General features: G+C 71.0%; 17 protein-coding genes. 11 read left to right on the plus strand and 6 right to left on the minus strand.

What is annotated here, in order from left to right; genetic code table 11:
• Positions 1-19: 19 nt before the first annotated feature.
• A complete protein-coding gene (locus HHX41_RS26385; protein WP_182908152.1) occupies positions 20-343 on the minus strand; it encodes a hypothetical protein in 324 nt (107 codons plus the stop codon).
• 761 nt (positions 344-1,104) lie between these two features.
• On the opposite strand from HHX41_RS26385, the gene HHX41_RS26390 reads away from it, so the two are divergent.
• The 6 genes from HHX41_RS26390 to HHX41_RS26415 all read left to right on the plus strand — a co-directional run bounded on the left by HHX41_RS26390 (position 1,105) and on the right by HHX41_RS26415 (position 9,449).
• On the plus strand, positions 1,105-2,610 hold the full coding sequence (locus HHX41_RS26390; protein WP_182908153.1) for an endo-1,4-beta-xylanase: 1,506 nt from the start codon (positions 1,105-1,107) through the stop codon (positions 2,608-2,610).
• Positions 2,611-3,101: 491 nt separating this feature from the next.
• Positions 3,102-5,027 carry a BTAD domain-containing putative transcriptional regulator gene (locus HHX41_RS26395; RefSeq protein ID WP_182908154.1) on the plus strand — a complete coding sequence of 642 codons (1,926 nt, stop codon included), beginning with the start codon at positions 3,102-3,104 and terminating at the stop codon, positions 5,025-5,027.
• Positions 5,028-5,175: 148 nt separating this feature from the next.
• Positions 5,176-6,609 (plus strand): aspartate aminotransferase family protein, encoded by a 1,434-nt coding sequence (locus HHX41_RS26400; RefSeq protein WP_182908155.1) that lies wholly within the window; start codon positions 5,176-5,178, stop codon positions 6,607-6,609.
• Positions 6,591-7,631: an NAD-dependent epimerase/dehydratase family protein gene (locus tag HHX41_RS26405; RefSeq protein WP_169986352.1), complete on the plus strand. Its 1,041-nt coding sequence runs from the start codon at positions 6,591-6,593 to the stop codon at positions 7,629-7,631. Before HHX41_RS26400 ends, HHX41_RS26405 begins: the two co-directional genes overlap by 19 nt.
• Positions 7,632-7,715: 84 nt before the next feature.
• Positions 7,716-8,630: a UbiA prenyltransferase family protein gene (locus tag HHX41_RS26410; protein WP_182908156.1), complete on the plus strand. Its 915-nt coding sequence runs from the start codon at positions 7,716-7,718 to the stop codon at positions 8,628-8,630.
• A gap of 21 nt (positions 8,631-8,651) precedes the next feature.
• Positions 8,652-9,449, plus strand: a complete 798-nt coding sequence (locus HHX41_RS26415) for a BTAD domain-containing putative transcriptional regulator (RefSeq protein WP_169986356.1) — start codon at positions 8,652-8,654, stop codon at positions 9,447-9,449.
• Here HHX41_RS26415 and HHX41_RS26420 read toward each other — a convergent pair.
• From HHX41_RS26420 to HHX41_RS41980, 5 genes are all read right to left on the minus strand, one after another.
• Complete coding sequence (locus tag HHX41_RS26420; protein ID WP_182908157.1) at positions 9,430-10,590, minus strand: endonuclease/exonuclease/phosphatase family protein; 1,161 nt, start codon at positions 10,588-10,590, stop codon at positions 9,430-9,432. The two genes, HHX41_RS26415 and HHX41_RS26420, sit on opposite strands and share 20 nt — an antisense overlap.
• A gap of 64 nt (positions 10,591-10,654) precedes the next feature.
• Complete coding sequence (locus tag HHX41_RS26425; RefSeq protein WP_182908158.1) at positions 10,655-11,695, minus strand: glycosyltransferase family A protein; 1,041 nt, start codon at positions 11,693-11,695, stop codon at positions 10,655-10,657.
• A 1-nt stretch (position 11,696) separates the two neighbouring features.
• Positions 11,697-12,728: a glycosyltransferase family 2 protein gene (locus HHX41_RS26430; RefSeq protein ID WP_182908159.1), complete on the minus strand. Its 1,032-nt coding sequence runs from the start codon at positions 12,726-12,728 to the stop codon at positions 11,697-11,699.
• Positions 12,725-13,426, minus strand: coding sequence for a sulfotransferase family protein (locus tag HHX41_RS26435; protein ID WP_182908160.1), 702 nt, complete (start codon positions 13,424-13,426; stop codon positions 12,725-12,727). Before HHX41_RS26435 ends, HHX41_RS26430 begins: the two co-directional genes overlap by 4 nt.
• A gap of 6 nt (positions 13,427-13,432) precedes the next feature.
• Positions 13,433-14,440 (minus strand): glycosyltransferase family A protein, encoded by a 1,008-nt coding sequence (locus tag HHX41_RS41980; RefSeq protein ID WP_182908161.1) that lies wholly within the window; start codon positions 14,438-14,440, stop codon positions 13,433-13,435.
• 208 nt (positions 14,441-14,648) lie between these two features.
• Here HHX41_RS41980 and HHX41_RS26445 point away from each other — a divergent pair, with 208 nt between their 5' ends.
• From HHX41_RS26445 to HHX41_RS26465, 5 genes are all read left to right on the plus strand, one after another.
• Positions 14,649-15,860: an endonuclease/exonuclease/phosphatase family protein gene (locus tag HHX41_RS26445; protein WP_182908162.1), complete on the plus strand. Its 1,212-nt coding sequence runs from the start codon at positions 14,649-14,651 to the stop codon at positions 15,858-15,860.
• A gap of 57 nt (positions 15,861-15,917) precedes the next feature.
• Positions 15,918-17,000: a glycosyltransferase family A protein gene (locus HHX41_RS26450; RefSeq protein WP_182908163.1), complete on the plus strand. Its 1,083-nt coding sequence runs from the start codon at positions 15,918-15,920 to the stop codon at positions 16,998-17,000.
• Positions 16,997-17,992 (plus strand): lysylphosphatidylglycerol synthase domain-containing protein, encoded by a 996-nt coding sequence (locus tag HHX41_RS26455; protein ID WP_182908164.1) that lies wholly within the window; start codon positions 16,997-16,999, stop codon positions 17,990-17,992. Before HHX41_RS26450 ends, HHX41_RS26455 begins: the two co-directional genes overlap by 4 nt.
• Before the next feature lie 64 nt (positions 17,993-18,056).
• Positions 18,057-18,953, plus strand: a complete 897-nt coding sequence (locus HHX41_RS26460; RefSeq protein WP_182908165.1) for a cellulose binding domain-containing protein — start codon at positions 18,057-18,059, stop codon at positions 18,951-18,953.
• A 415-nt stretch (positions 18,954-19,368) separates the two neighbouring features.
• Entirely contained in the window at positions 19,369-20,361 is a 993-nt protein-coding gene (locus HHX41_RS26465; protein WP_182908166.1) for a hypothetical protein, read from the plus strand.
• Positions 20,362-20,382 lie beyond the last annotated feature (21 nt).

Here is a 20,382-nt window from a genome sequence, read left to right on the forward strand (position 1 = left end):
TGACCGCTGAGGTGTGGGCTCAGTGCAGGGTCTCCGCTATCCACCGGACGATGCCCGTGAACTCGGTGACGGCGCTCACCAGATCGTTCTCGGCGGTCGGCCGATCGGTCTGGGGGTCGTAACCTTCCAGCCCGGTCTCCTCCTCGACCACGCGCGCGAGCCGGTACGCCTTGGTCAGTACGGCGACCGCCTCCTCGGCGGCGTAGTGATACGGGATGAAGACCTGGGCGGACTCCCCGTCGTAGTCGAGCTGGAAGGCGTGCGGCCCCTGCGGGCGGAGCGTGAGACCGGACGGGAACTCCTCCACGTCGACCGGCCCCATCTCCTCTGCGGCCCGTCGCACGATGCGATCCCACGCGGCACGATGACCGGCGGTCAGCGCACACCCTCAGCGGCCGGATGCCCGGGAGCGCGAACCCTGCCGCGCAGCCCACGGCGGCGAAGACCGGTAGAGCGGGCCGGTTGGTGGCACGGCCCGGCGGACTCGCGCCGGCATCGGCAGCGGACCGAGGACATGGTGCCTGTCCGGGTCACGCGGCCTCCGGTCGCCGCAGTCCTACGTTCAATGATTGTTAACGTTCACATTTCACATGTCGTTCACAGTCGCCTCTCCCTCGGATGGGTGGAGGTGGTGGTGGCCGGAGCAAATCCGAGGCCGGGATGCGCTGTCAAGTGGCCCGCCGCCCGCCGGGCCGGCCCACATGGGTGCGATGCGCCCATCTGGGCATCGAGATCACCGTCGCCGGACGCTCGTCGCATCAAGTTGAAAGTTTCATCGTTCACGACCTCGGCCGACACCGGCCCAGCCCTTGTCACGGGCCCGCAACAACGACGCCCTCGAAAAGATTTCGTGCTCTGGACATGTACGAGACCTCCTCGTGAGACGAAGATGCCGAAACTTTTCTAAATAGTCTTGACACATTTCGGCGCGATTCCCACACTGAGTCCCCAAGGCGGTCCCCCTGCCCGGTGGTGGTGCACTGCAGGGGGCCCGCGCTTACGACGCCCTCGTGGTGTGCGTTCCCGACGACGGAGCGCGGCGTCGATTCCACGGGATCCCCCGTGTGTCCCCCTATTCGTTCGTTCAGCCATGGAGGCTCAGGCATGGGCGCAAACGCCTTACCCCCGTCTGGAAGCCCGCGTTCCGTCAACAACTGGCGCCGGGCCCTGGTCGCCGGCGCGATCGGCGTGCTCGGCGCGGCCTCGGCACTGGTGACAGTGTCGGTTCCCGCCGACGCGGCGGCCAGCACGCTGGCCGCGGCGGCCCAGCAGAGCGGCCGCTACTTCGGCACCGCCATCGCCTCGGGCAAACTCGGTGACGGGACCTACACCGGCATCGCGAACCGTGAGTTCGACATGATCACGGCCGAGAACGAGATGAAGATCGACGCGACCGAGCCGAACCAGAACCAGTTCAACTTCACCAACGCCGACCGCATCTACAACTGGGCGACCCAGAACGGCAAGAAGATGCGCGGCCACACCCTGGCCTGGCACTCCCAGCAGCCCGACTGGATGCGGAACATGTCCGGCAATTCGCTGCGCCAGGCGATGATCAACCACATCAACGGCGTCCTGAACCACTACAAGGGCAAGATCCCCTACTGGGACGTGGTCAACGAGGCCTACGACGACAACAACGGCGGCCGCCGCGACTCCAACCTCCAGCGCACCGGCAACGACTGGATCGAGGTCGCCTTCCGCACCGCGCGCGCCGCCGACCCGTCCGCCAAGCTCTGCTACAACGACTACAACATCGACAACTGGACCTGGGCCAAGACGCAGGGCGTCTACAACATGGTCAAGGACTTCAAGCAGCGCGGCGTGCCGATCGACTGCGTCGGCCTGCAGTCGCACTTCAACAGCCAGAGCCCGTACAACAGCAACTACCGCACCACCATCTCCCAGTTCGCCGCCCTCGGCGTGGACGTGGCCATCACCGAGCTGGACATCCAGGGCGGGTCGGCCTCGACCTACGCCAGCGTCGTCAACGACTGTCTGGCCGTGTCCCGCTGCGTCGGCATCACCGTGTGGGGCGTGCGTGACAGCGACTCCTGGCTCGGCGCGAACACCAGCCCGCTGCTGTTCGACGGCAACGGCAACAAGAAGGCCGCGTACACCTCGGTGCTGAACGCCCTCAACGCCGCCTCGCCGAACCCCCCCACCTCGCCCAGCCCCGGCACGTCGCCCAGCCCGGGCACCTCGCCCACTCCCGGTGGCGGCAACGGCAGCGGACCGATCCGCGGTGTCGCCTCCGGGCGATGCCTGGACGTGCCGAACGCGAGCACCTCGGACGGCACCGCCCTGCAGATCTGGGACTGCAACGGCCAGACCAACCAGACCTGGAGCTCCACCTCTGCCGGTGAGATCCGCGTGTACGGCAACAAGTGCCTCGACGCGGCCGGCACCGGCAACGGCGCCAAGATCCAGATCTACTCCTGCTGGGGCGGCGACAACCAGAAGTGGCGCGTCAACTCCGACGGCAGCATCCAGGGCGTCCAGTCCGGGCTGTGCCTCGACGCCGTCGGCGCCGGCACCGGCAACGGCACCCAGCTCCAGCTCTACTCCTGCCACGGCGGCAACAACCAGAAGTGGACCTGGAACCGATAACCAGGCCCTGACGGGCGAGCCGACCCGGCACGTCACCTGGTCCACGGCCCGCCACGCCGGCCCCTGCCGGCGTGGCGGACGACCCGACGATCCGGATCGATCTCACCCCTGACATCTCCCCGGCCTCCGGTGCGGCGCGATCCGCCGCACCGGAGGCCGTGTCATTGCCAGGAACCCGGCCCGCATTGCTCCACCCGGCCCGAGTCGAATTAAACGCCGGCTCTTTCCCGGCGCCGGCACCGCAGTCGACCCCTAGAATGCGGGCCGATCCCCGCGCCGATATGAATAAGGAAAGCCCGTAACACCACATGCCCACATACTGCTCACACAATTCCGGCGGGCCCGGAATTCGTACGACGTAATAGCATTATTCCTTTTACGTGAGTACCGCCCGCAGGCCGATTCTCTCGATCATAGTTCCCAACAAATCAGCCTTTATCGGCATTTGTACGGTTCCTGTCGGTGAACGTCGGGCACTGCAGGGTGATCACATGGATTTCAAGATCCTCGGACCGATCGAAGTCCGTACCTCCCACGGGACGCCGATCCCGCTCGGGCGGCGCAAACAGCGGGTTCTGCTCGCCGCCCTGCTGCTCAACGCCGGCAGGGCAATCCCGAGCAAACGGATGCTCGACTGGCTGTGGGGCGAACGGGCTCCCGCCGCCGCCGAGTCGAACCTGTACACCTACATCTCCGCGCTGCGCAGGGTGCTCGGCACCCCGTCCCGCATCGAGGCGGGCTGTAACGGGTACGTGCTGCGGGTCACGCCCGGCGAGATCGACGTGACGTTGTTCGAGGACCTTGCCGAGCAGGGCCTGCGCGCGCTGTCCGAGGGGCGGCACGACACCGCGCTCGAACGGCTGACCCGGGCCCTCGGCCTGTGGCGCGGCGAGTCCGTCCTGGAGGGGTTGCCCCTGCCCGCACCGCTGCGCGGCGAGGCGGCGCGCCTGGAGCGGCTGAGGGCCGTCGTCGTGGACGCCTCGCTGGAGGCCCGGCTCGCGCTCGGCCGGCACGGCGAGATGCTCGCCGATCTGGAGACCCTCACCAGCAGGGACCCGTTGAACGAGCGCCTCCGGGCGCACCTCATGCTGGCCCTGTACCGCTCCGGACGCCGGGCGGACGCGCTGGCGGCGTACCAGCGCGCGCGGGGGGTGCTCGCCGCCGAGCTCGGCATCGACCCCGGCCCGGACCTGCGGCGCATGCACCAGCGCATCCTCGCGGACGACCCCGCCCTGGCGCCGCCCGAGGCGAGCGCCGCCCTCAGATCCCCCGCCCCGGCCGAGCTGCCCATCGACTGCCGGGCCTTCACCGGCAGGACCGCCGAGATCGCCCGCCTGCGGGCGGCGCTGACCTCGGCCGGCCCGGGCGCGGTCGCGGTCTCGGCGATCACGGGCGCGGCGGGAGCGGGCAAGTCCGCGCTGGCCGTACACGTCGCCCACCAGGTCGCGGACCACTTCCCGGACGGGCAGCTCTACGTGGACCTGCACGGCTGCACACCGGACGTCGCACCGCTGAACCCCGCCGACGTGCTGGCCCGCCTGCTGCGCTCCCTCGGCGACGACAGGGCCGTCCGGCCCGACGTGGACGAGGTGGCGGCGCGGTTCCGTTCGCTGACCGGCGGCAGGCACCTGCTGCTCCTGCTCGACAACGCCTGCGACGCCGCGCAGGTTCGCCCGCTGTTGCCGGCGAGTCCCACCTGCCGGGTGCTGATCACGGCCCGCAGGACGCTCACCTCGTTGGACGCCGTGTCGCATTTTCCCCTCGGCGTCATGACCGAGGACGAGACCTGCATGCTGCTCGGGCGCCTGATCGGGCCGGAACGCGTCGCCGCCGACCCGCGGGCGGCGCGCGCCATCGTGCGGCTGTGCGGAGGGCTGCCGCTGGCGGTCCGGATCGCCGCCGCCCGGCTGATCGCCCGGCCGGGCCTGTCGCTGCGCGCCCTGGCGGACCGGCTCGCGGTGGAGGACCACCGCCTGTCCGAACTCCAGACCGACGACCGGGCCGTGCGGCCGTGCTTCATGACGAGCTACCGGAGGCTCGATCCCGAGTCCTCCCGCATGTTCCGGCTGCTCAGCCTGGCCGGCGGCTCTGCCGTCAGCGTCGCGGCCGCCGCGGCCCTGGCCGACCGCACGGAGCCGCGCACCGCCGACCTGCTGGACCGCCTCGCCGACGCGCACCTTCTCGAGGCGTGTGACCAGGACTGGTACGGCATGCACGACCTGCTCCGCCTGTTCGCGCGCGAGCGGGCCCGGGAGGAGGAGACCGAGGAGGACCAGGCGCAGGCCGTGCGGCGGTTGCTGCGCAGCATCTGGTCGTCGTCCGGCCCGCCGGCCCGCGGCGACCGCGAGCGGCTGAGACCGGTGAGTCACCCGGCCCACGGGAAATCCTCCGCGGGAACCCTGAGATCCGACCGATAATTCGCGGCGGCCGATTCCGGCCGCTTTTTCTTTCCGTCGTCCCGCTCCTCAACGCCGACCTACACGCGTTCGTATGGGGCGGGGTGTGGTCGCTTTCACCACCATTGACCACGTGCAATTTCCTAGCACGTAAGGGGATGGGCGTAACGTGTCTGAACTGATCGGCCTCGACGCGTGTGAGAACCTCACCGTGAAACAGGTCCAGGACCTGTACAAGAAGTACGTCAGCCGCAGTCAGGTCAATCTCATGACCTCCTTCGGCTTCGGCCGGGAACTCGTCGAGCGCGCGGAGGGCGCCTGGATCTGGACCCGCGACGGGCGAAAGGTCCTCGACGTCACCGGCGGGGTCGGGGTGCTCAACCACGGCCACAACCACCCCCGCATCCTGGAGGCGCGGCGCCGGTTCGCCGAGCGGCGGCGCATGGAGGTGCACAAGGCGTTCTTCTCGCCGTACGTGGCCGCGCTGAGCCACAACATGGCCGAAGTGCTGCCGGGCGACCTGAACATCTCCTACTTCCCGAACTCGGGCGCGGAGGCCAACGAGGGCGCCGTCAAGTTGGCGTACAAGTACCACGAGGGGCGGCGCAACACGATCCTGCGCTCCGACATCAGCTTCCACGGCAAGACCCTCGGCGCGGGGAGCCTGACGGGCTCGGCCGAGAACTCCTTCCGCTTCCCCGGCCTTCCGGGCATCGCCGTGTACCCCTACGGCGACGTCGCGGCCGTCCGCGAGCTGATCGAGAACGCCCGAACCCCGGACGGGAAGTGCGACGTCTACGCGATCATGGCCGAGCCGTACAGCGCGTCGAGCATGCGCTGCTGGTCCGAGGCGGACCTGTACGAGTTGCGACGGCTCTGCGACGCGAACGACATCATGCTCATCTTCGATGAGGTCTACACGGGATGGGGCAAGACGGGCAGCCTCTTCTACTTCATGCGCTACCCCGACCTGCTGCCCGACATCCTCGTGTACTCCAAGTCGCTCGGCGGCGGGAAGGCGTCGATCTCCGGATACACCGCGCGTGAGCCGATCTTCCGCAAGGCGTACGACCGCCTCTCCGACGTCATCCTGCACAGCACGACCTACTACGGGTTCGGCGAGGAGACCGTCACCGCCATCGAGGCGATCAACATCGCCATCGAGGAGGACTACCCCGCCAGGGCGCGGCAGATCGAGCGTGTCCTGGGACCCGGCCTGGAGAACATCGCCAAGCGCCATCCCGACGTGGTCGGCCGCGTGAGCGGCGTGGGCGCGCTGTGGGGGGTGTTCCTCGGCGGCGGCCCCAGGGTGCTCGACCTGGCCGGCAAGCTCGCGCCCGGCTTCTCCCACGATCCGCGGTTCCGCACCAAGTTGATCACTCTCTCGGTGATCGCGGACCTCTACCGCGAGCACGGGATCGTCTCCTACTACAGCCCGAACGCCGACAATCCCCTCGTCGTCGCGCCGACCCTCGTCATCGAACCCGAAGAGGTCGAATTCTTCCTGGAGAGCCTCGACAAGACGCTGTCCAAGGGCCTGCCGCGGCTGCTCAGCCGGTTCGTACGAGAGAAGGTGGGGTCGCGGTGGTCCAGCGGGTCGTAGTCACCGGCAGCGCCGGAATGCTCGGCGGCAACCTGGCCCGCCGGCTCGTCATGGATGGACACGACGTGCTCGGGGTGGACCTGCGCCCGCAGGCCGACCCGCTGCTCGCGGCGCGGCACCGGTGCGGCGACGTACGCGACCTGGGGCTGTTGCGCGGGGCGATGACCGGGGCGGACGTGGTCGTCCACTGCGCCGGCGCGCTGCCGAGCTACCCCGCCGAGCAGATCCACGACCTGATCGTCGGGGGCACCCACACCGTCCTGGAGGCGGCGCGCCTGGCCGGCGTGGAGCGGATGGTCCACATCTCCTCCACGGCCGTGTACGGGCTGCCGACGCTCGTGCCCACGCCCGAGGATCACCCGCGCGAGCCCGTCGACCCCTACACGAGGGCGAAGGCCGAGGCGGAGGAACTGGCCGAGAAGTACCGCGCCGGGGGGATGTGCCTGCCCATCCTGCGCCCCAAGACCTTCCTCGGCCCCGGCCGGATGGGCCTGTTCGCGATGCTCTTCGAATGGGCCGAGGAGGGGCGCAACTTCCCCGTCCTCGGCAGGGGCGACAAGCGCGTGCAGATGTTCGCCGTCGAGGACCTGGTGGACGCCATCGTCGGCGTCCTCGACGCGCCGGCCGACGTCGCCAACGACACCTACAACCTGGCGGCCGCCGAGTTCGGCACGCTGCGCGAGGACTTCCAGGCGGTGCTCGACGCGGCCGGCCACGGCAGGCGGGTCGTCTCGGTGCCCGCCGGCCCGGCCCTGGCCGGGCTCCGGCTGCTGGAACGCACCCGGCTGTCCCCGGTGTACGGACGGCTGGTGCGCAAGCTGCTCGCCGACTCCTACGTCAGCATCGACAAGGCCCGTGAACGGCTCGGTTTCCGTCCGCGGCTGTCCAACCGGGACGCCATCCTCCGTACGTACGCGTGGTGGCGGGAACAGCGCGCGGCCGGGTCGGCGCGCGGCGCGGGCCAGACGAGCCGCGACGCGTGGCGGCAGGGCGCGCTGGCGCTGGCGAAAGTCTTCTTCTGAGCTGACGGGGAGAGCATGCGCGTCGTCGAATCGGCAGACCTTCCAGACAGCCCGGAGCGTCCGCAACAGGCGCAGGACCGGGTCGTGCGGACCCGGACCCGCCTGGTCGCGGACCTCGCCGGCCTGATCCGCCCGTCCCACGCGGCCAAGGCGATCCTCCTCGTCCCCGTGGCGCTCATCGGCGCACCCTCCTACGGCCTGGCCGAGGTGGCGGGCGTCGTCTCGGCCACGGTGGCCTTCATGGTCGCCTCGGCCGCCGTCTACATCGGCAACGACATCGCCGACCGGCACCGCGACCGGCACCATCCCGTCAAGCGCCACCGCCCCATCGCGGCCGGCCGGGTGGGTGTGCTGACCGCGGGCGCCTGCTGCGCCGTCCTGCTGGCGCTGCTCGCCGTGATCGTCGCCCAGGCCCCGGCGTCGTACTGGCCGGTGCTGGTGTATCTCCTGCTCAACGTCGCCTACAGCCGCTTCCTCAAGCACCTGCCGCTCATCGACGTGGGGACGGTGGCGGCCGGCTTCGTCCTGCGCGTCGTGCAGGGGTTCGAGGTGACCGGAGGCCGGGCGCCCGCCTGGCTGCTGATCACGGTGTTCTCGATGTCCCTGCTGCTGCTGCTCGGCAAGCGCCGCCAGGAGCTGCTGCACGGCGGATCCGTACACCGGCCCGCGCTGCGCGGCTACTCGATGGAGCTGACCAACTGGCTGCTCCAGATCGCCTCCGTGCTCGCCCTCGTCTCCGGCCTGATGTACCTGCGTGACGAGGGCCCGTTCGGACCCCAGCACGGTCAGACGGCGATGATGCTGTCCACGCCGTTCGCGCTGTTCGCGCTCTTCCGATATCTGCAGATCCAGCTGATGGACAAGGAGGGCGGTGACCCGGTCCGCATCCTGCTGCGCGACCGCGTCATGGTCGCGAACTCGATGGTGTGGGCCACGACCCTGGGTGTGACGCTCGTGCTCGTCCACCACCCGTCCCTGGCGGCCGCCCTCTCGTTGTGAGAGCGACATGGAAGGAAGCCGATGGACGTCCGCTTGTTGGGACCGGTCGAGGTGACCCTGGACGGCCGCCGCGTCCCCCTGGGACCACCCCAGCGGCACGCGGTGCTGGCCGCCCTGGCGGTCGACGCCGACCGCCCCGTGTCGCTCCGTACGATGATCGAGCGGGTCTGGGACGACCCGCCGGACCGGGCGACCGACTCGGTGTACGCCCACATAGCCCGGCTGCGGCAGGCGCTGACCGGGACCGGGGTCGCCATCGAGCGCCGCGGCGGCGGGTACGCGCTCGAGGTCGACCCCGAGCGGGTGGACGCCCATCGGTTCCGCCGGCTGACCAGGCAGGCGCAGAACGCCCGTGACGACGCCGTACGGGCCGCGCTGCTGGCCGAGGCCATGGAGCTGTGGCGCGGCGCGCCGCTGACCGGCGTTCCGGGCGACTGGGCCGCCCGCATGCGGTACAGCATCGAGCAGCAGTTCGTCGGCGCCCTCGCCACCTGGGCCCAGGCGCACCTGCGCCAGGGCCGCCCCGACATGGTGGTCGCCGAGCTCACCCCGCTGGTGCCGCACTACCCGCTCGCGGAGCCCCTCGCGAACATGCTGATGCGCGGCCTGTGGGCCCTCGGCCGCACCGCGGAGGCGGTGGCCCTGTACGCCCGTCTTCGCGGGTATCTCGCCGACCGCCTGGGCGTCGAGCCGGGGCCCGAGCTGCGCGCGCTGCACCTGCGGATGCTGCGCGGCGACGCGGAACCGCTCGTGCGGACGGGCCTGCGGGCTCAGCCGCGCGACCTGCTGCTGGCCCAGGTCACCGAGTCAGTGAGATGACCAGACGCTGGCCGCTGTGGTCGGACTGGCCCTGCGAGGGGACCAGCCGATACTCGTGTACGGCGACCTCCGGGGTGGTGAACGCCCAGTCGATCCGCCACAGGGGCCACCGGTCGTCCCAGGTGGCGGGGTAGAGCGAGTCGATCGCGGGGGCGGCGTCGGTCAGCCGCTGCGGCAGCAGGCGCAGGATGCCCATGGCCGGGGAGGCGTTGAAGTCCCCGGCCAGGAAGGCCGGCAGCGGGTTCGCCCGGACGTCGGCCGCGAGCGCGCGGAGGTTGGCCTTGCGCGCCTCGTGCTGGGTGCGGTTGAGGCGGCGGGGGTCCAGGCCCGGCGGCGACGAGTCGACGGGCGTGTTGATGTGCGTGTTGTAGAACGAGACGGTCCTGCCGCCGACGCGCAGGTCCGTGCGCAGCGTCTTCACCGTGTGGAAGCCGGGCCAGCCGGAGCCGGGCGGCACGGGCGTGTCCCGGCCGTCCTCCAGCCACGGGCGCAGGTCGAGGCCGCGCTGCGCGACGATCGGGAAGCGCGACAGCGTCACCAGCTCGCCCACGGTGGCGACGTGGTAGCCGGGGAACTCGCGGCGCAGCCTGTCGAGGTCGTTCACCCGGATCGGCCGGGAGTCGGCGCCGAAGTAGACGTACTCCTGCAGCAGGAGCACGTCGGCGTGCTGGGCCCGCAGATAGCGGTAGAAACCGTCGACGTCCCGCCGGGGCGTGCCGGTGGGCGGGGGCATCGGCTGTCCGCCCACCGCCGGCTGGTCCCAATACCAGGTGTTCCAGGAGAACACGCTGATCGCGTCCGGCGGAGCCGGAGTTGCGCGGTGCCACAGCGAGGCGAGGTTGAGCCCACCGGCGCCCCCGCCCAGCACCAGTGACACCAGAGCCATCGCGACGGCCGTACGGCGCGCGCGGCGCGCCACCGCGACCGCCGCGAGCAGCACGACGGGAACGGCCGCGAACGCCAGCGGGGGGACGAGCTCGGGGACCTGCCACCACCAGACCCGGCCCGACAGCGCGCGGTGCAGCCCGGCGAACATCAGCCAGGCCGCCGCCGCCGGCATCACCACCGGGATTCTCCGGCGGGCCCTCGGCGTGCCCAGGGATCCGCCGGGTCGCGTCGCGACCCGCGTGCCGTCGGTCATGCGCCGCGCCCCGTCCTGTGTCGATCTGCTTCGGGGCGCGGCGGTGCGAGCGCGGCGAGCGCCGTCACATGGCCTCCCCGAGGGCCGAGGAGCGCATGGGCAGGTCGGGGTCGTAGAGCCGGCGGAACCTCGCCGAGCACAGCCAGCGCGCGGCCCCGGCCGCCACGCCGGCCGCGATGGTCACGTTCACCAGGAAGTGCACGGCGCCGAAGTAGAGCAGGAACAGCGGGCCGCGCCTGCGCAGCACGAAGCGGTACATGCCGAGGTCGGCCGCGACCGACACGGCCAGGGCGAGGGCCGGGAGCGCGGCGCCGGCCGCCCCGAGCGGCACCGCCACCGGTATCGCGGCCAGCGCCGCCAGCGCGGCGAGGCTGCCGCCGGCCCTGTTGGAGGTCTCGAACCCGCGGGCGAACCGCCGCCGCCGCGCGTACAGCGGCACCCGGGCACGGCCACGCCGGTACAGCTTGCGCAGCAGGCCGGGCAACTCGTGGTCGTGGTCGTGCCGCGAGCGGATCGCCGACGTGAGCACCATCCCGTATCGCTGGGTGAGGCGGTGGCCGTAGTCGACCTCCTCGGTCTCGCGCAGCCGGGTGTTGAACGGCCCGATCTCGTCGAACACGCGGCGGGGCATCGCCATCAGCGCCGAGAACAGGAACGAGATGGGCCCCTCGGAGCTCGCCGTCCAGTAGTAGTACTGCAGAGCGCGGTATTCCTCGACGAGGCTGTGACGGACCAGCGGCTCGGGGTCATGGATGCTGCACACCGCCCCCAGCCGCGGATCGGCGGCGAGCATGCCCACGGCGACCTCGACGGCGTCGGGGTAGGCGGCCACGTCGGAGTCCACGAACACCAGGATTTCACCACGGGCGTGCGCGGCGCCCAGGTTTCGCGCCGCCGCCACCCCCATGTTGTGTTCCGTACGGACGACTCGGACGCCGAGCCGCCGCGCGACCTCGACCGAGTCGTCGGTGCTGCCGTCGTCCACCACGATCAGCTCGATCGGCCGGTAGGTCTGCGCCTGCATCGCCCGCAGGCACAGCTCCAGGGAGGCGGCGTAGTTGTAGTTGGGCACGATCACGGACACCAGGGGCGAGTGTTCGGTCATGTCACGCCTCCACCGACGCGGAGCGGGCGGGGATGTCGTAGGTACGCCGGAACCGGCTGGACAGCGCACACTGGGCGACGCCGGCGAACACCGCCACCGCGACGGTCACGTTCACCAGGAAGTGCACCGCGGCGAAATAGAGGGTGAACCGGATGCCGGCGTAGCCCAGGACGAAGCGGTACATGCCGAGGTCCGCCGCGATCGACGCGGCCAGCAGCGCGACCGGCGCCATCAGCCAGACCGGCCCGAGCAGCATCGGCAGCGGCGCGCAGAGCACGGCGAACAGGGCGGCGAGCGAGCCCCAGCCGCGGCTGCTCTGGGCCGGGCCGCCGTTGAAGTCCGGGCGGCGCAGGTACAGCGGGATGTGCAGGCGGGCGCGGTGGAAGAACTTCGACAGCACCACGCCGAGCCTGTCGTCGTGGTCGTGCCTGCCCCTGATCCGGTTGTCCAGCACGATGCGGTACCGCTGCGTGACCCGGTGGCCGTACTCCGCGTTCTCGCTGTGCCGCAGCGCGGGGTTGAGCGGGCCCACCTCGCGGAAGACCTCCGCCCGCATGGCGAACAGCGCGGAGTAGATCGTGGTGATCTCGCCCTCGTCGCCGGAGATCCAGTAGTGCAGCTGGAGGCTGCGATACCGCTCCACCCGGCTGTCCGGGATCAGCGGCTCCGGGTCGTAGGTGCCGCACACCACTCCCAGGGTGGGGTCGGAGGTGAGCAGGTCCACCGTGTGCTCGACCACGTCCTCGGCCAGGGCGAGGTCGGAGTCGAGGAAGAACAGCACGTCCCCGCGCGCGTACTGCACGCCGAGGTTGCGCGCCGCCGGAGCGCCGATGTTGATCTCGGTCTCCACGACCCGCACCCCGTGCCGGTGCGCGATCTCCACCGAGTCGTCGGTGCTGCGGTCGTCGACGACGATCACTTCGATGTGCGGATAGGTCTGCCGCTCCAGGGCGCTCAGGCACAGGTCGAGCGTGCGGGCGTAGTTGTAGTTCGGCACGATGACCGAGACCAGCGGGCGTACCTGCGACGTCATCGATGTCCTCCTCGCCTCGTACGGCGCAGCAGCAACGGCAGGGGCCGGCTGAGGCCGCTCCTGGTGAAGTCCGTGGCGCCGTTCACCCGGGGGAACGGCTCGTCCGGAACCGGGACCCCGAGGAACTCGCACAGTGGGTTCCAGCCGTCGGCGGCGTCGAAGACGAGCAGCCGCTCGGCCGGGATGGCGGCGATCACCCTGGCCGCGTGCTCCTCGAACAGCCGGATGGCCCGTTCGGGTTCGCGGTCGGCGGGTGTCGCGAAGGTCCGCGCGTCGAGGGTCGTGTCGACCATCCTGACGAACGCGGCGAGGTCGGTGCGGAGCAGCGACGACAGCAGGACGGCGGCCCGGCCCGGCAGCGAATTTATGCGCCGCCGCTGAGCGAACAGCGTCCGCCGCATGCTCTCCAGCCAGCGGTCCGGGTCGCGTGTGGTGAGGATGACCTTGGCCTTCGGGTAGTACTCGGCGAGCTGCCGCCAGTAGATCGAGGTCGGGCCGTCCACGCACGACTCGTAGCCGACGAGCAGATGGTCCCAGTCCACCTCGCGGGCCGTGGCGGCGGCGAGCCAGCTTCTGATCTGCCAGGGGTGGGTGAACACGTCCACCATGTGGTGGCACGGCCCGAAGCCGAGCCGTTCCAGCGCCGTCTTGAGGGAGAGCGTTCCCGTCCGGCCGAAGCCGGTTCCGATGACCTGCATCGCCGGTCAGTCCTGGGCCGCGAGCATCTGGGCGGGCTTCTCCAGGCGGGACAGCGCGAGACGCTGCAGGACGCCCACCGCTCCGCCGAGGGCGCCGGTGAAGGTGACAGCGAGGTGCACGCCGGAGAAGTAGACGCCGAACGCGGCCCCCCGCCGGGCGAAGGCGAAGCGGTGGGTGCCGGCGTCCAGGGCCGCGGCGGCGACGACGAGCGCGGGTGACACGAGTGCCCCGGCCCGGCCCGCCACCATGGGCAGGGCGAGCGCCGGGACCGCGGCGAGCAGCAGGACGCCGCCGACCGCGCGGGGCACCGAGTCACCGGGCGTCTCGCCCTGCTGCCAGTCCAGGGCGCTCAGGCGGGCGCGGCGGAACACCTTGCGCAGGATCGTCCGTACGGTCGGGTCGTGGTCCTTCCTGCCGCGGATCGCGTCGCTCAGCTTCACCTGGTGGGACCGCGTCACCCGGATGCGGTAGTCGGAGGAGACGGTCTCGCGCAGGCGGGGGTCGAAGGGACCGACCTCGGCGAACACCTTGGCCGGGACGGCGAGCACGGACGCGTGCAGCTCCAGGGTGGGCCGGTGGGCGGGCATCCACCAGCGGTGCATCTGCACGGCGCGATACTGGGAGGCCAGGCTCTGGGACACCAGCGACTCGGGCCGCAGGACGCCGCCCAGCGCGCCGATCTCCGGGTGGGACTCCAGTATCCGCACCGCGTTCTCCACGGCGTCGGGGTCGAGCGCGATGTCGGCGTCGAGGAAGAACAGGATGTCTCCGGTGGCGTGCTCGGCGCCGAGGTTGCGCGCGGGGGTCGGGCCGCCGTTGACGTGGGTGCGCACCACCGCGGCGCCCTTCGCCTCGGCCACCCGTGCCGCGTCCTCGGTGCCGCAGTCGTCCACCACGATGACCTCGATGTGCGGATAGGTCTGCTCCTTCACCGCGTCGAGGCAGAGTCGCAGTACGTCGGACCGGTTGTAGCTGGGGATGATCACCGAGACGAGCGGGTGCTCCTGACTCATGATGTGCTCCAGAGGCCGGAGGTCGTCGGTTTCGAAACGTGCATGTCAGACCTCGTGTTCGGCCCACGCTAGGCACGGCGGCTTGTCCCAATCTTGTCGCGTACGTGCGGGCCGGCCGCGCCTCCCGCCGTCGGCGGCCGACAAGGATGCGACAAGGAGCGCTCAGTACGTTCGACGCCGGTCCACCCACCGAGGATGGTGTCGATTGATGAGCGATCGGGACGCCCTGGTCGAGGAGCAGTCCATCACCGCCCCGCCCGAGCCGGCGGCGAGCTGGGCGGCAAGCGTCCGCCGTTTCGTGCGTCCCCGGCGTCGCTGGTGCCTGGGCACCAGGCTGGTCGTGACCGCCACGGTGGCGTGGCTGCTCTTCGTGGTCTGCCACCTGCTGGCGAGCGGGCGGACGTCGCTGTGGGCGCCGCTCGAGCTGATCCCGCCGCTGCTGTTCCTGGCGGTCCCCGCGTTGCTGATGGTCGTGGCGCCACTGGCCCGGCCGGTCCGCTGGCGGATCATGTCGCTGCTGGTGGTCGCCGCGGTGCTCGGCGCCGGGCGGAGCGGGGTCAACTACGCCGCCCTCTGGTACACCCCGCCGCCCGCGCGCCCCGGAGCCATCACCGTCGTCGCCTGGAACACCGAGTTCTGGGACCAGGACCTGCGCGGCTCCGACCGCACCGGGTTCTCACCCGGGTTCTACGACTACCTCCACAAGCTGGACGCCGACGTCTACCTGCTGACGGAATACCTGCATATGGACGTGCGCCCGGCGCAGCGCTGGACGGGTGACCTGGCGCTACGCATCGACAAGCTGGCGGAGCTGCGCCGCGAGTTCCCCGGCTACCACGTCGCGGTCTCCGGCGAGCAGATCACGCTCTCGCGGTTCCCCATCACCGGGCACCGCGGCCTCGACATGCGCCCGTGGTTGCCGGCCGACCAGAAGGAGATCCCCGAAGTCCTCCGGCACTGGCCGGAGGGGTACACGGTCGAGACGCTGCGCACCGACATCGACGTGAACGGCACCGTCGTCTCCTTCTACGACGCGCAGGTCTCCCAGCCCCCGCTCGAATGGCGGCTGTACGACGCCGAGTCCCGCGACGTCAACCGGAGCAAGACTCTCCGGCGTGAGGCGAGCTACCACGCCATCAGCGCGGACATCGCGGCCAACCCCAACCCCGTGGTGCTCGCCGGCGACCTGAACACCTCCCCGGCCATGGGCATCCGCCGCCTGCTCCCCGAAGGGCTGGTCGACTGGACGCCCGCGCTCTCGTCCCTCTACCCGGCGACCTACCTTGCGGGGACCGCCGAGCTGTGGCGGATCGACTGGCTCTACACCACCCCCGACGTGACGGTGCACGACTACGAGCTGCCCGGCGCCGAGGGGCAGTCCGATCACCGGGCCCAGCGCATGCTCATGTCGGTGTCCTGACCGGCGCGGGCCCCGCAGACGACCCTGCCGACGACCTGACCGACGAGAGGAACGGACATGCCTGACGAGCCGATGTGGCGTGATGACGTCGCGGTCATCGTGCCGAACTACAACAAGAGGAAGACCCTGCGCGCCTGCCTGGAGTCGGTGTACGCGCAGACCTACCGCCCCGCCGAGGTCATCGTCGTCGACGACGTCAGCACCGACGGCTCGCTGGAGATAGCGCGGGACTTCCCGTGCACGATCGTCGAGTCGCCGTACAACGGGGGGCCCGCGGTGGCCCGCAACCTCGGGGTGGCGAGGAGCTCGGCACCGCTGCTGTTCTTCGTCGACTCCGACACGGCCCTCGCGCCGGACGCGATCCGCAACGCGGTCCAGGCGTACCGGAACACTCCGGACTGCGGCATGGTGCAGGGCATCTACGACGCCGATCCGCTGTACGACGACGGCCCGGTCGAGCGCTACCGGGTGCTGTGCGAGCACTACGAGCGCAGCCAGACCACGGCGACGTTCCTGTCCTGCACGCTGATCCCGCGCCATGTCTTCGAGGAGGCGGGACGGCTCGACGAGCGGCTGCGCGACGGCGAGGACTTCGAGTTCGGCACGCGTGTCCCGGCCCGCTACCGGCTGGTGGTGAGCACCTCGGTGGTGACGAAGGCCGACGACGAGGACCGGTTCTGGGGATGCCTCGTGGAGCGGTTCGTCCGGTCCACCACGCTACCGGTGATCATGGTGCGCGCCCGGCGGCTGCGCGACGAGGGGAAGGTGGGCTTCCAGCTCAACATGATCGGAACGGGCCAGCACAAACGACGCAAGCCCCCCAGCATCTCCTCGGCGTCCGCCACGGTCACCTTCCTCACCCTGCCGCTCGCGCTGGTCAGCCCCTGGATGCTGGCCGTGCCGGCGGCGACGCTCGGGGTGTTCCTGTGGAAGAACCGCAGATTCATCGGGTTCGCCCGCCGTCACGGGGGCGCCCGCTTCGCCTCGTGGGTCGCCTGGATGCAGCTCTGCTTCCACACCGCGTTCTTCCTCGGCGCCTGCGTGGGGCTCGTACGCGTCGCCTACGAACTGGGCCGCAGACAGGGAGAGCCGGTCAGGACGGGCCTGTCCCCGGTGCCGTCGAGCGGTGCGCCCGAGTGAGGGCGATCAGGCTCCCCCGGCTGCCGCGCCCGGTCCGGCGGGCGCTGGTGGCCGCCTTCGTCCTCGTCGCCGTGGGCGCGATCGCGCTGACACTGAGCCGGCTGGACTGGGGCGTGGTGGCCGTCCTGTTCGCCCGGCGCGACGCCGGGCAGATCGGTCTCCTGCTGGGCGGCGCGCTGCTGGCGAGCATGGCGGGACTGTCGTTCGGGTTCCTCGCCTGGCGTGTCGTGCTGCTGGAGAGCGGCCCCCCGGTCAGCGAGCCGCGGGTGGTGCGGATCTTCTTCGTCGGCTTCCTGTCCAAGTACGTCCCCGGGCGGGTGCCCGGCATGATCGCGATCACCAAGGTGGCCACGGCCAACGGCGTCGGCTTCGGCCGGCTGATGAGCACGGCCGCGCTCGTCATGAGCCTGGTGCTGCTGAGCGGGTTCACGGTCGGGCTGCTCGCGGGCGTGCAGATGCTGGGCGCCCGGGCGGCGTGGCTCGCGGGCGCCGCCGTGCTGATCGTGCTCGTCCTGGTGCGCCCGCAGATCGTCAACCGGGGCTCGGCGCTGCTGCTGCGACTGCTGCGCCGTCCCTCGGCGGCCCAGGCCGTCTCGGTCCGGGGAGTGCGGCTCGCGGTCGCCTGGCAGAGTCTGTCCTGGGTGGTCACCGGGCTGCACCTGTGGCCCCTGGCCATCGCGGTGGGCGCGCCCCCGTCGCGCTCGCTCGCCCTGTGCGTCGGCGCGTTCACGCTCGCCACGACGATCGGCATCGCCAGCGTGTTCATCCCCGACGGCATCGGCGTCCGCGAGGCGGTGCTGGCGGCCGCGCTGGCCCTGGTGCTCCCCGCCCCCGCCGCCGCGGTGGTGGCCCTGGCGAGCCGCCTGGTCTCCACCGTCAGCGAGGTCGTCCTCGGCGCGGCCGCCCTCACGGCCGCCGAATATTTCATCCGCCGCAAGCCGCGGAGTTTCTCTGGACTCCAAACTATTGACGGCGAATCCGCTGGTGTGTGAGCCTTCCCTTTCAGATTTCCATGCACACGGGAGAAGGACGGTCAGGGTCCCCGCCTGATCGTGCATGGCCGCGCCCAACTGGGGCCAGGACTGGCAGTACGTCATGCGCGACAACGGCCAGACGATCCTGGACGCCGACAGCCGGCACAACACCGTGCTGTCGATCCACATGTACGCCGTGTTCAACACCGCCGCGAGCATCGTCGACTATCTCAACCGGTTCCAGGCCAAGGGGTGGCCGCTGGTCATCGGCGAGTTCGGCTGGCGGTTCAACTCGGGCGAGGTGGACCACGAGACGATTCTGTCCGAGGCGCAGGCGCGTGGCCTCGGCTGGATCGCCTGGTCCTGGAGCGGGAACAGCGACCCGATCCTGGACATGACGGTCGCCTTCGACCCGAAGCAGCTCACCACCTTCGGCACGAGGATCTTCAACGGCGCCAACGGCATCAAGGCGACGGCCAAGGAGGCGTCGATCTACAGCGGCAGCAGCCCCTCGCCGTCGCCCAGCGCCTCACCGTCGAAGTCGCCTTCGCAGAGCCCGTCACCGTCCCCTTCGCCGTCTCCGTCCCCTTCGCCGTCTCCGTCTCCGTCTCCGTCGAAGTCCCCCTCGCCGTCGCCTTCGCCGTCTCCTTCGCCGACTGCGAGCGTCTCTCCCGGGCCCGGCGGCTGCTCGGCCACCTACCAGGTGGTCGGCCAGTGGGGCGGCGGTTTCCAGGCCGAGGTCAAGGTCACCGCGGGCGGCTCGGCGATCAGGGGCTGGACGGTGACGTGGACCTTCGCCAACGGCCAGACCGTCACCAACGCTTGGAACGCGACGGTCAGCAGCAGCGGGGCGAGCGTGACCGCCCGCAACATGAGCTACAACGGCAGCCTCGGCGCCGGGGCCGGCACGACCTTCGGGTTCCTCGGGTCGTGGAACGGTGGCAACAGCGTCCCCACGCTGTCCTGCACCGCGAGCTGACCGGGTGAACAGTGCGGGCCGGGCGCGGCGTGCGCCCGGCCCGCGACCGTGAGGTGCGACATGGCCCCACCCACCGTGCTGGGCCTCGGATGGCCGGAGAATCTGAAATCAGTCGATCCCCCCACGACCTGCCGGAAGGCGACCGGGTCGTCCTCATGGCGCGGATTGCCCCGAATGGAGTCGGTGGATATGGGGAAGGTCTCCACAATCCCTCGGAAGTGACACGGTTTGGCAACGAATTCGCCGGTCGCTCCCGTCGGATGTCGGGGCAGAGCGCTCCGATACGGCCGCCGCCGCTCGGCGGAGGCCATCGGATCGACGATACGGAGGAACGGTGATGCCGACCAACCCCCACCACCCGAAGACAGGACTGTGGTCCCGATCGGGTGGGCCACGCCGGCGCATCTCCCCACCCATGATCCTCGCGACCGCGTTCGTGCTGACCGCGGCGGGCGGCGCCGGGGCGTCGGCGGCCTCCGCCGCCACGCCCGTCAATCCGCCGCCCGAGACGTCGGAGCCCGTCGTGACGGCCACCGTGACGATCACGCCGACGGCGGGCCCGGCGGAGACGGCCACCGGCTCCCCCGCGGCGACCCCCACCACCGAGGTCCCCCTGGTGGGCCCGTTCCTCGGCGCGCTGCACGGCGAGGTGGTCGTGCCCACCAAGGACGGATGCGGCACCGTCACCGTCTTCACCCAGACCGGGCAGGCCATCGCGGTGGCGGAGGACTCGATCACCGTCCGCAGCCAGGACGGCTTCGAGCGGTCGTACGCGATCGCCGACTCCACGCGGGTGTTCACCGGGCGCCGCGGCGGCGAGCTCCGGCAGGACGCCTGGATCTCGGTGGTCGCGGCCGCACAGCCCGCCCCGCCTCCGACCGATACGCCGACGCCGCCCGACAGCACTCCCACCCCGCCCGAGGGGACGCCGACCCCGCCCGAAAGCACCCCGACGCCGCCGTCGGAGAGCACGCCGACTCCTCCGGAGAGCACGCCGACGCCGCCCGAAGGCACTCCGGCTCCCTCCGAGGGCACGCTCACACCACCCGCGGACTCCCCCACTCCTCTTCCGGGCGGGACGGACTCCGTTCCTCCGCCGATCGAGGAGACGACGCCCGCCGCCCCGCAGGGGGAGACGGCGGCGGCCGCCTACGTCTTCGACCTCTCGCGGCCGAGCAAGCGGCTGTGGTACCTGGGCAAGAGCACGCCGTACTCCCCGCAGTGGCGCTCCGGGAAGCCCGTCTGGCGCACCCCCAAGCCCTGCCCGACGCCGACGCTCACCCCCACCGAGCCGCCGGCCGCCACGCCCGAGCCGACCGCGACCCCCACGGAGACCACGGCTCCCACCACGGCTCCCAGCCCTGAGCCGACGCCTTCGGACACCCCGACCCCGAGTCCCGCATCCTGATCCCGTGCCGGCCGGCCCTCG

The organism is Microbispora sp. H13382 (assembly GCF_014161445.1).
In the GTDB taxonomy this organism is placed as follows: Bacteria; Actinomycetota; Actinomycetes; order Streptosporangiales; family Streptosporangiaceae; genus Microbispora.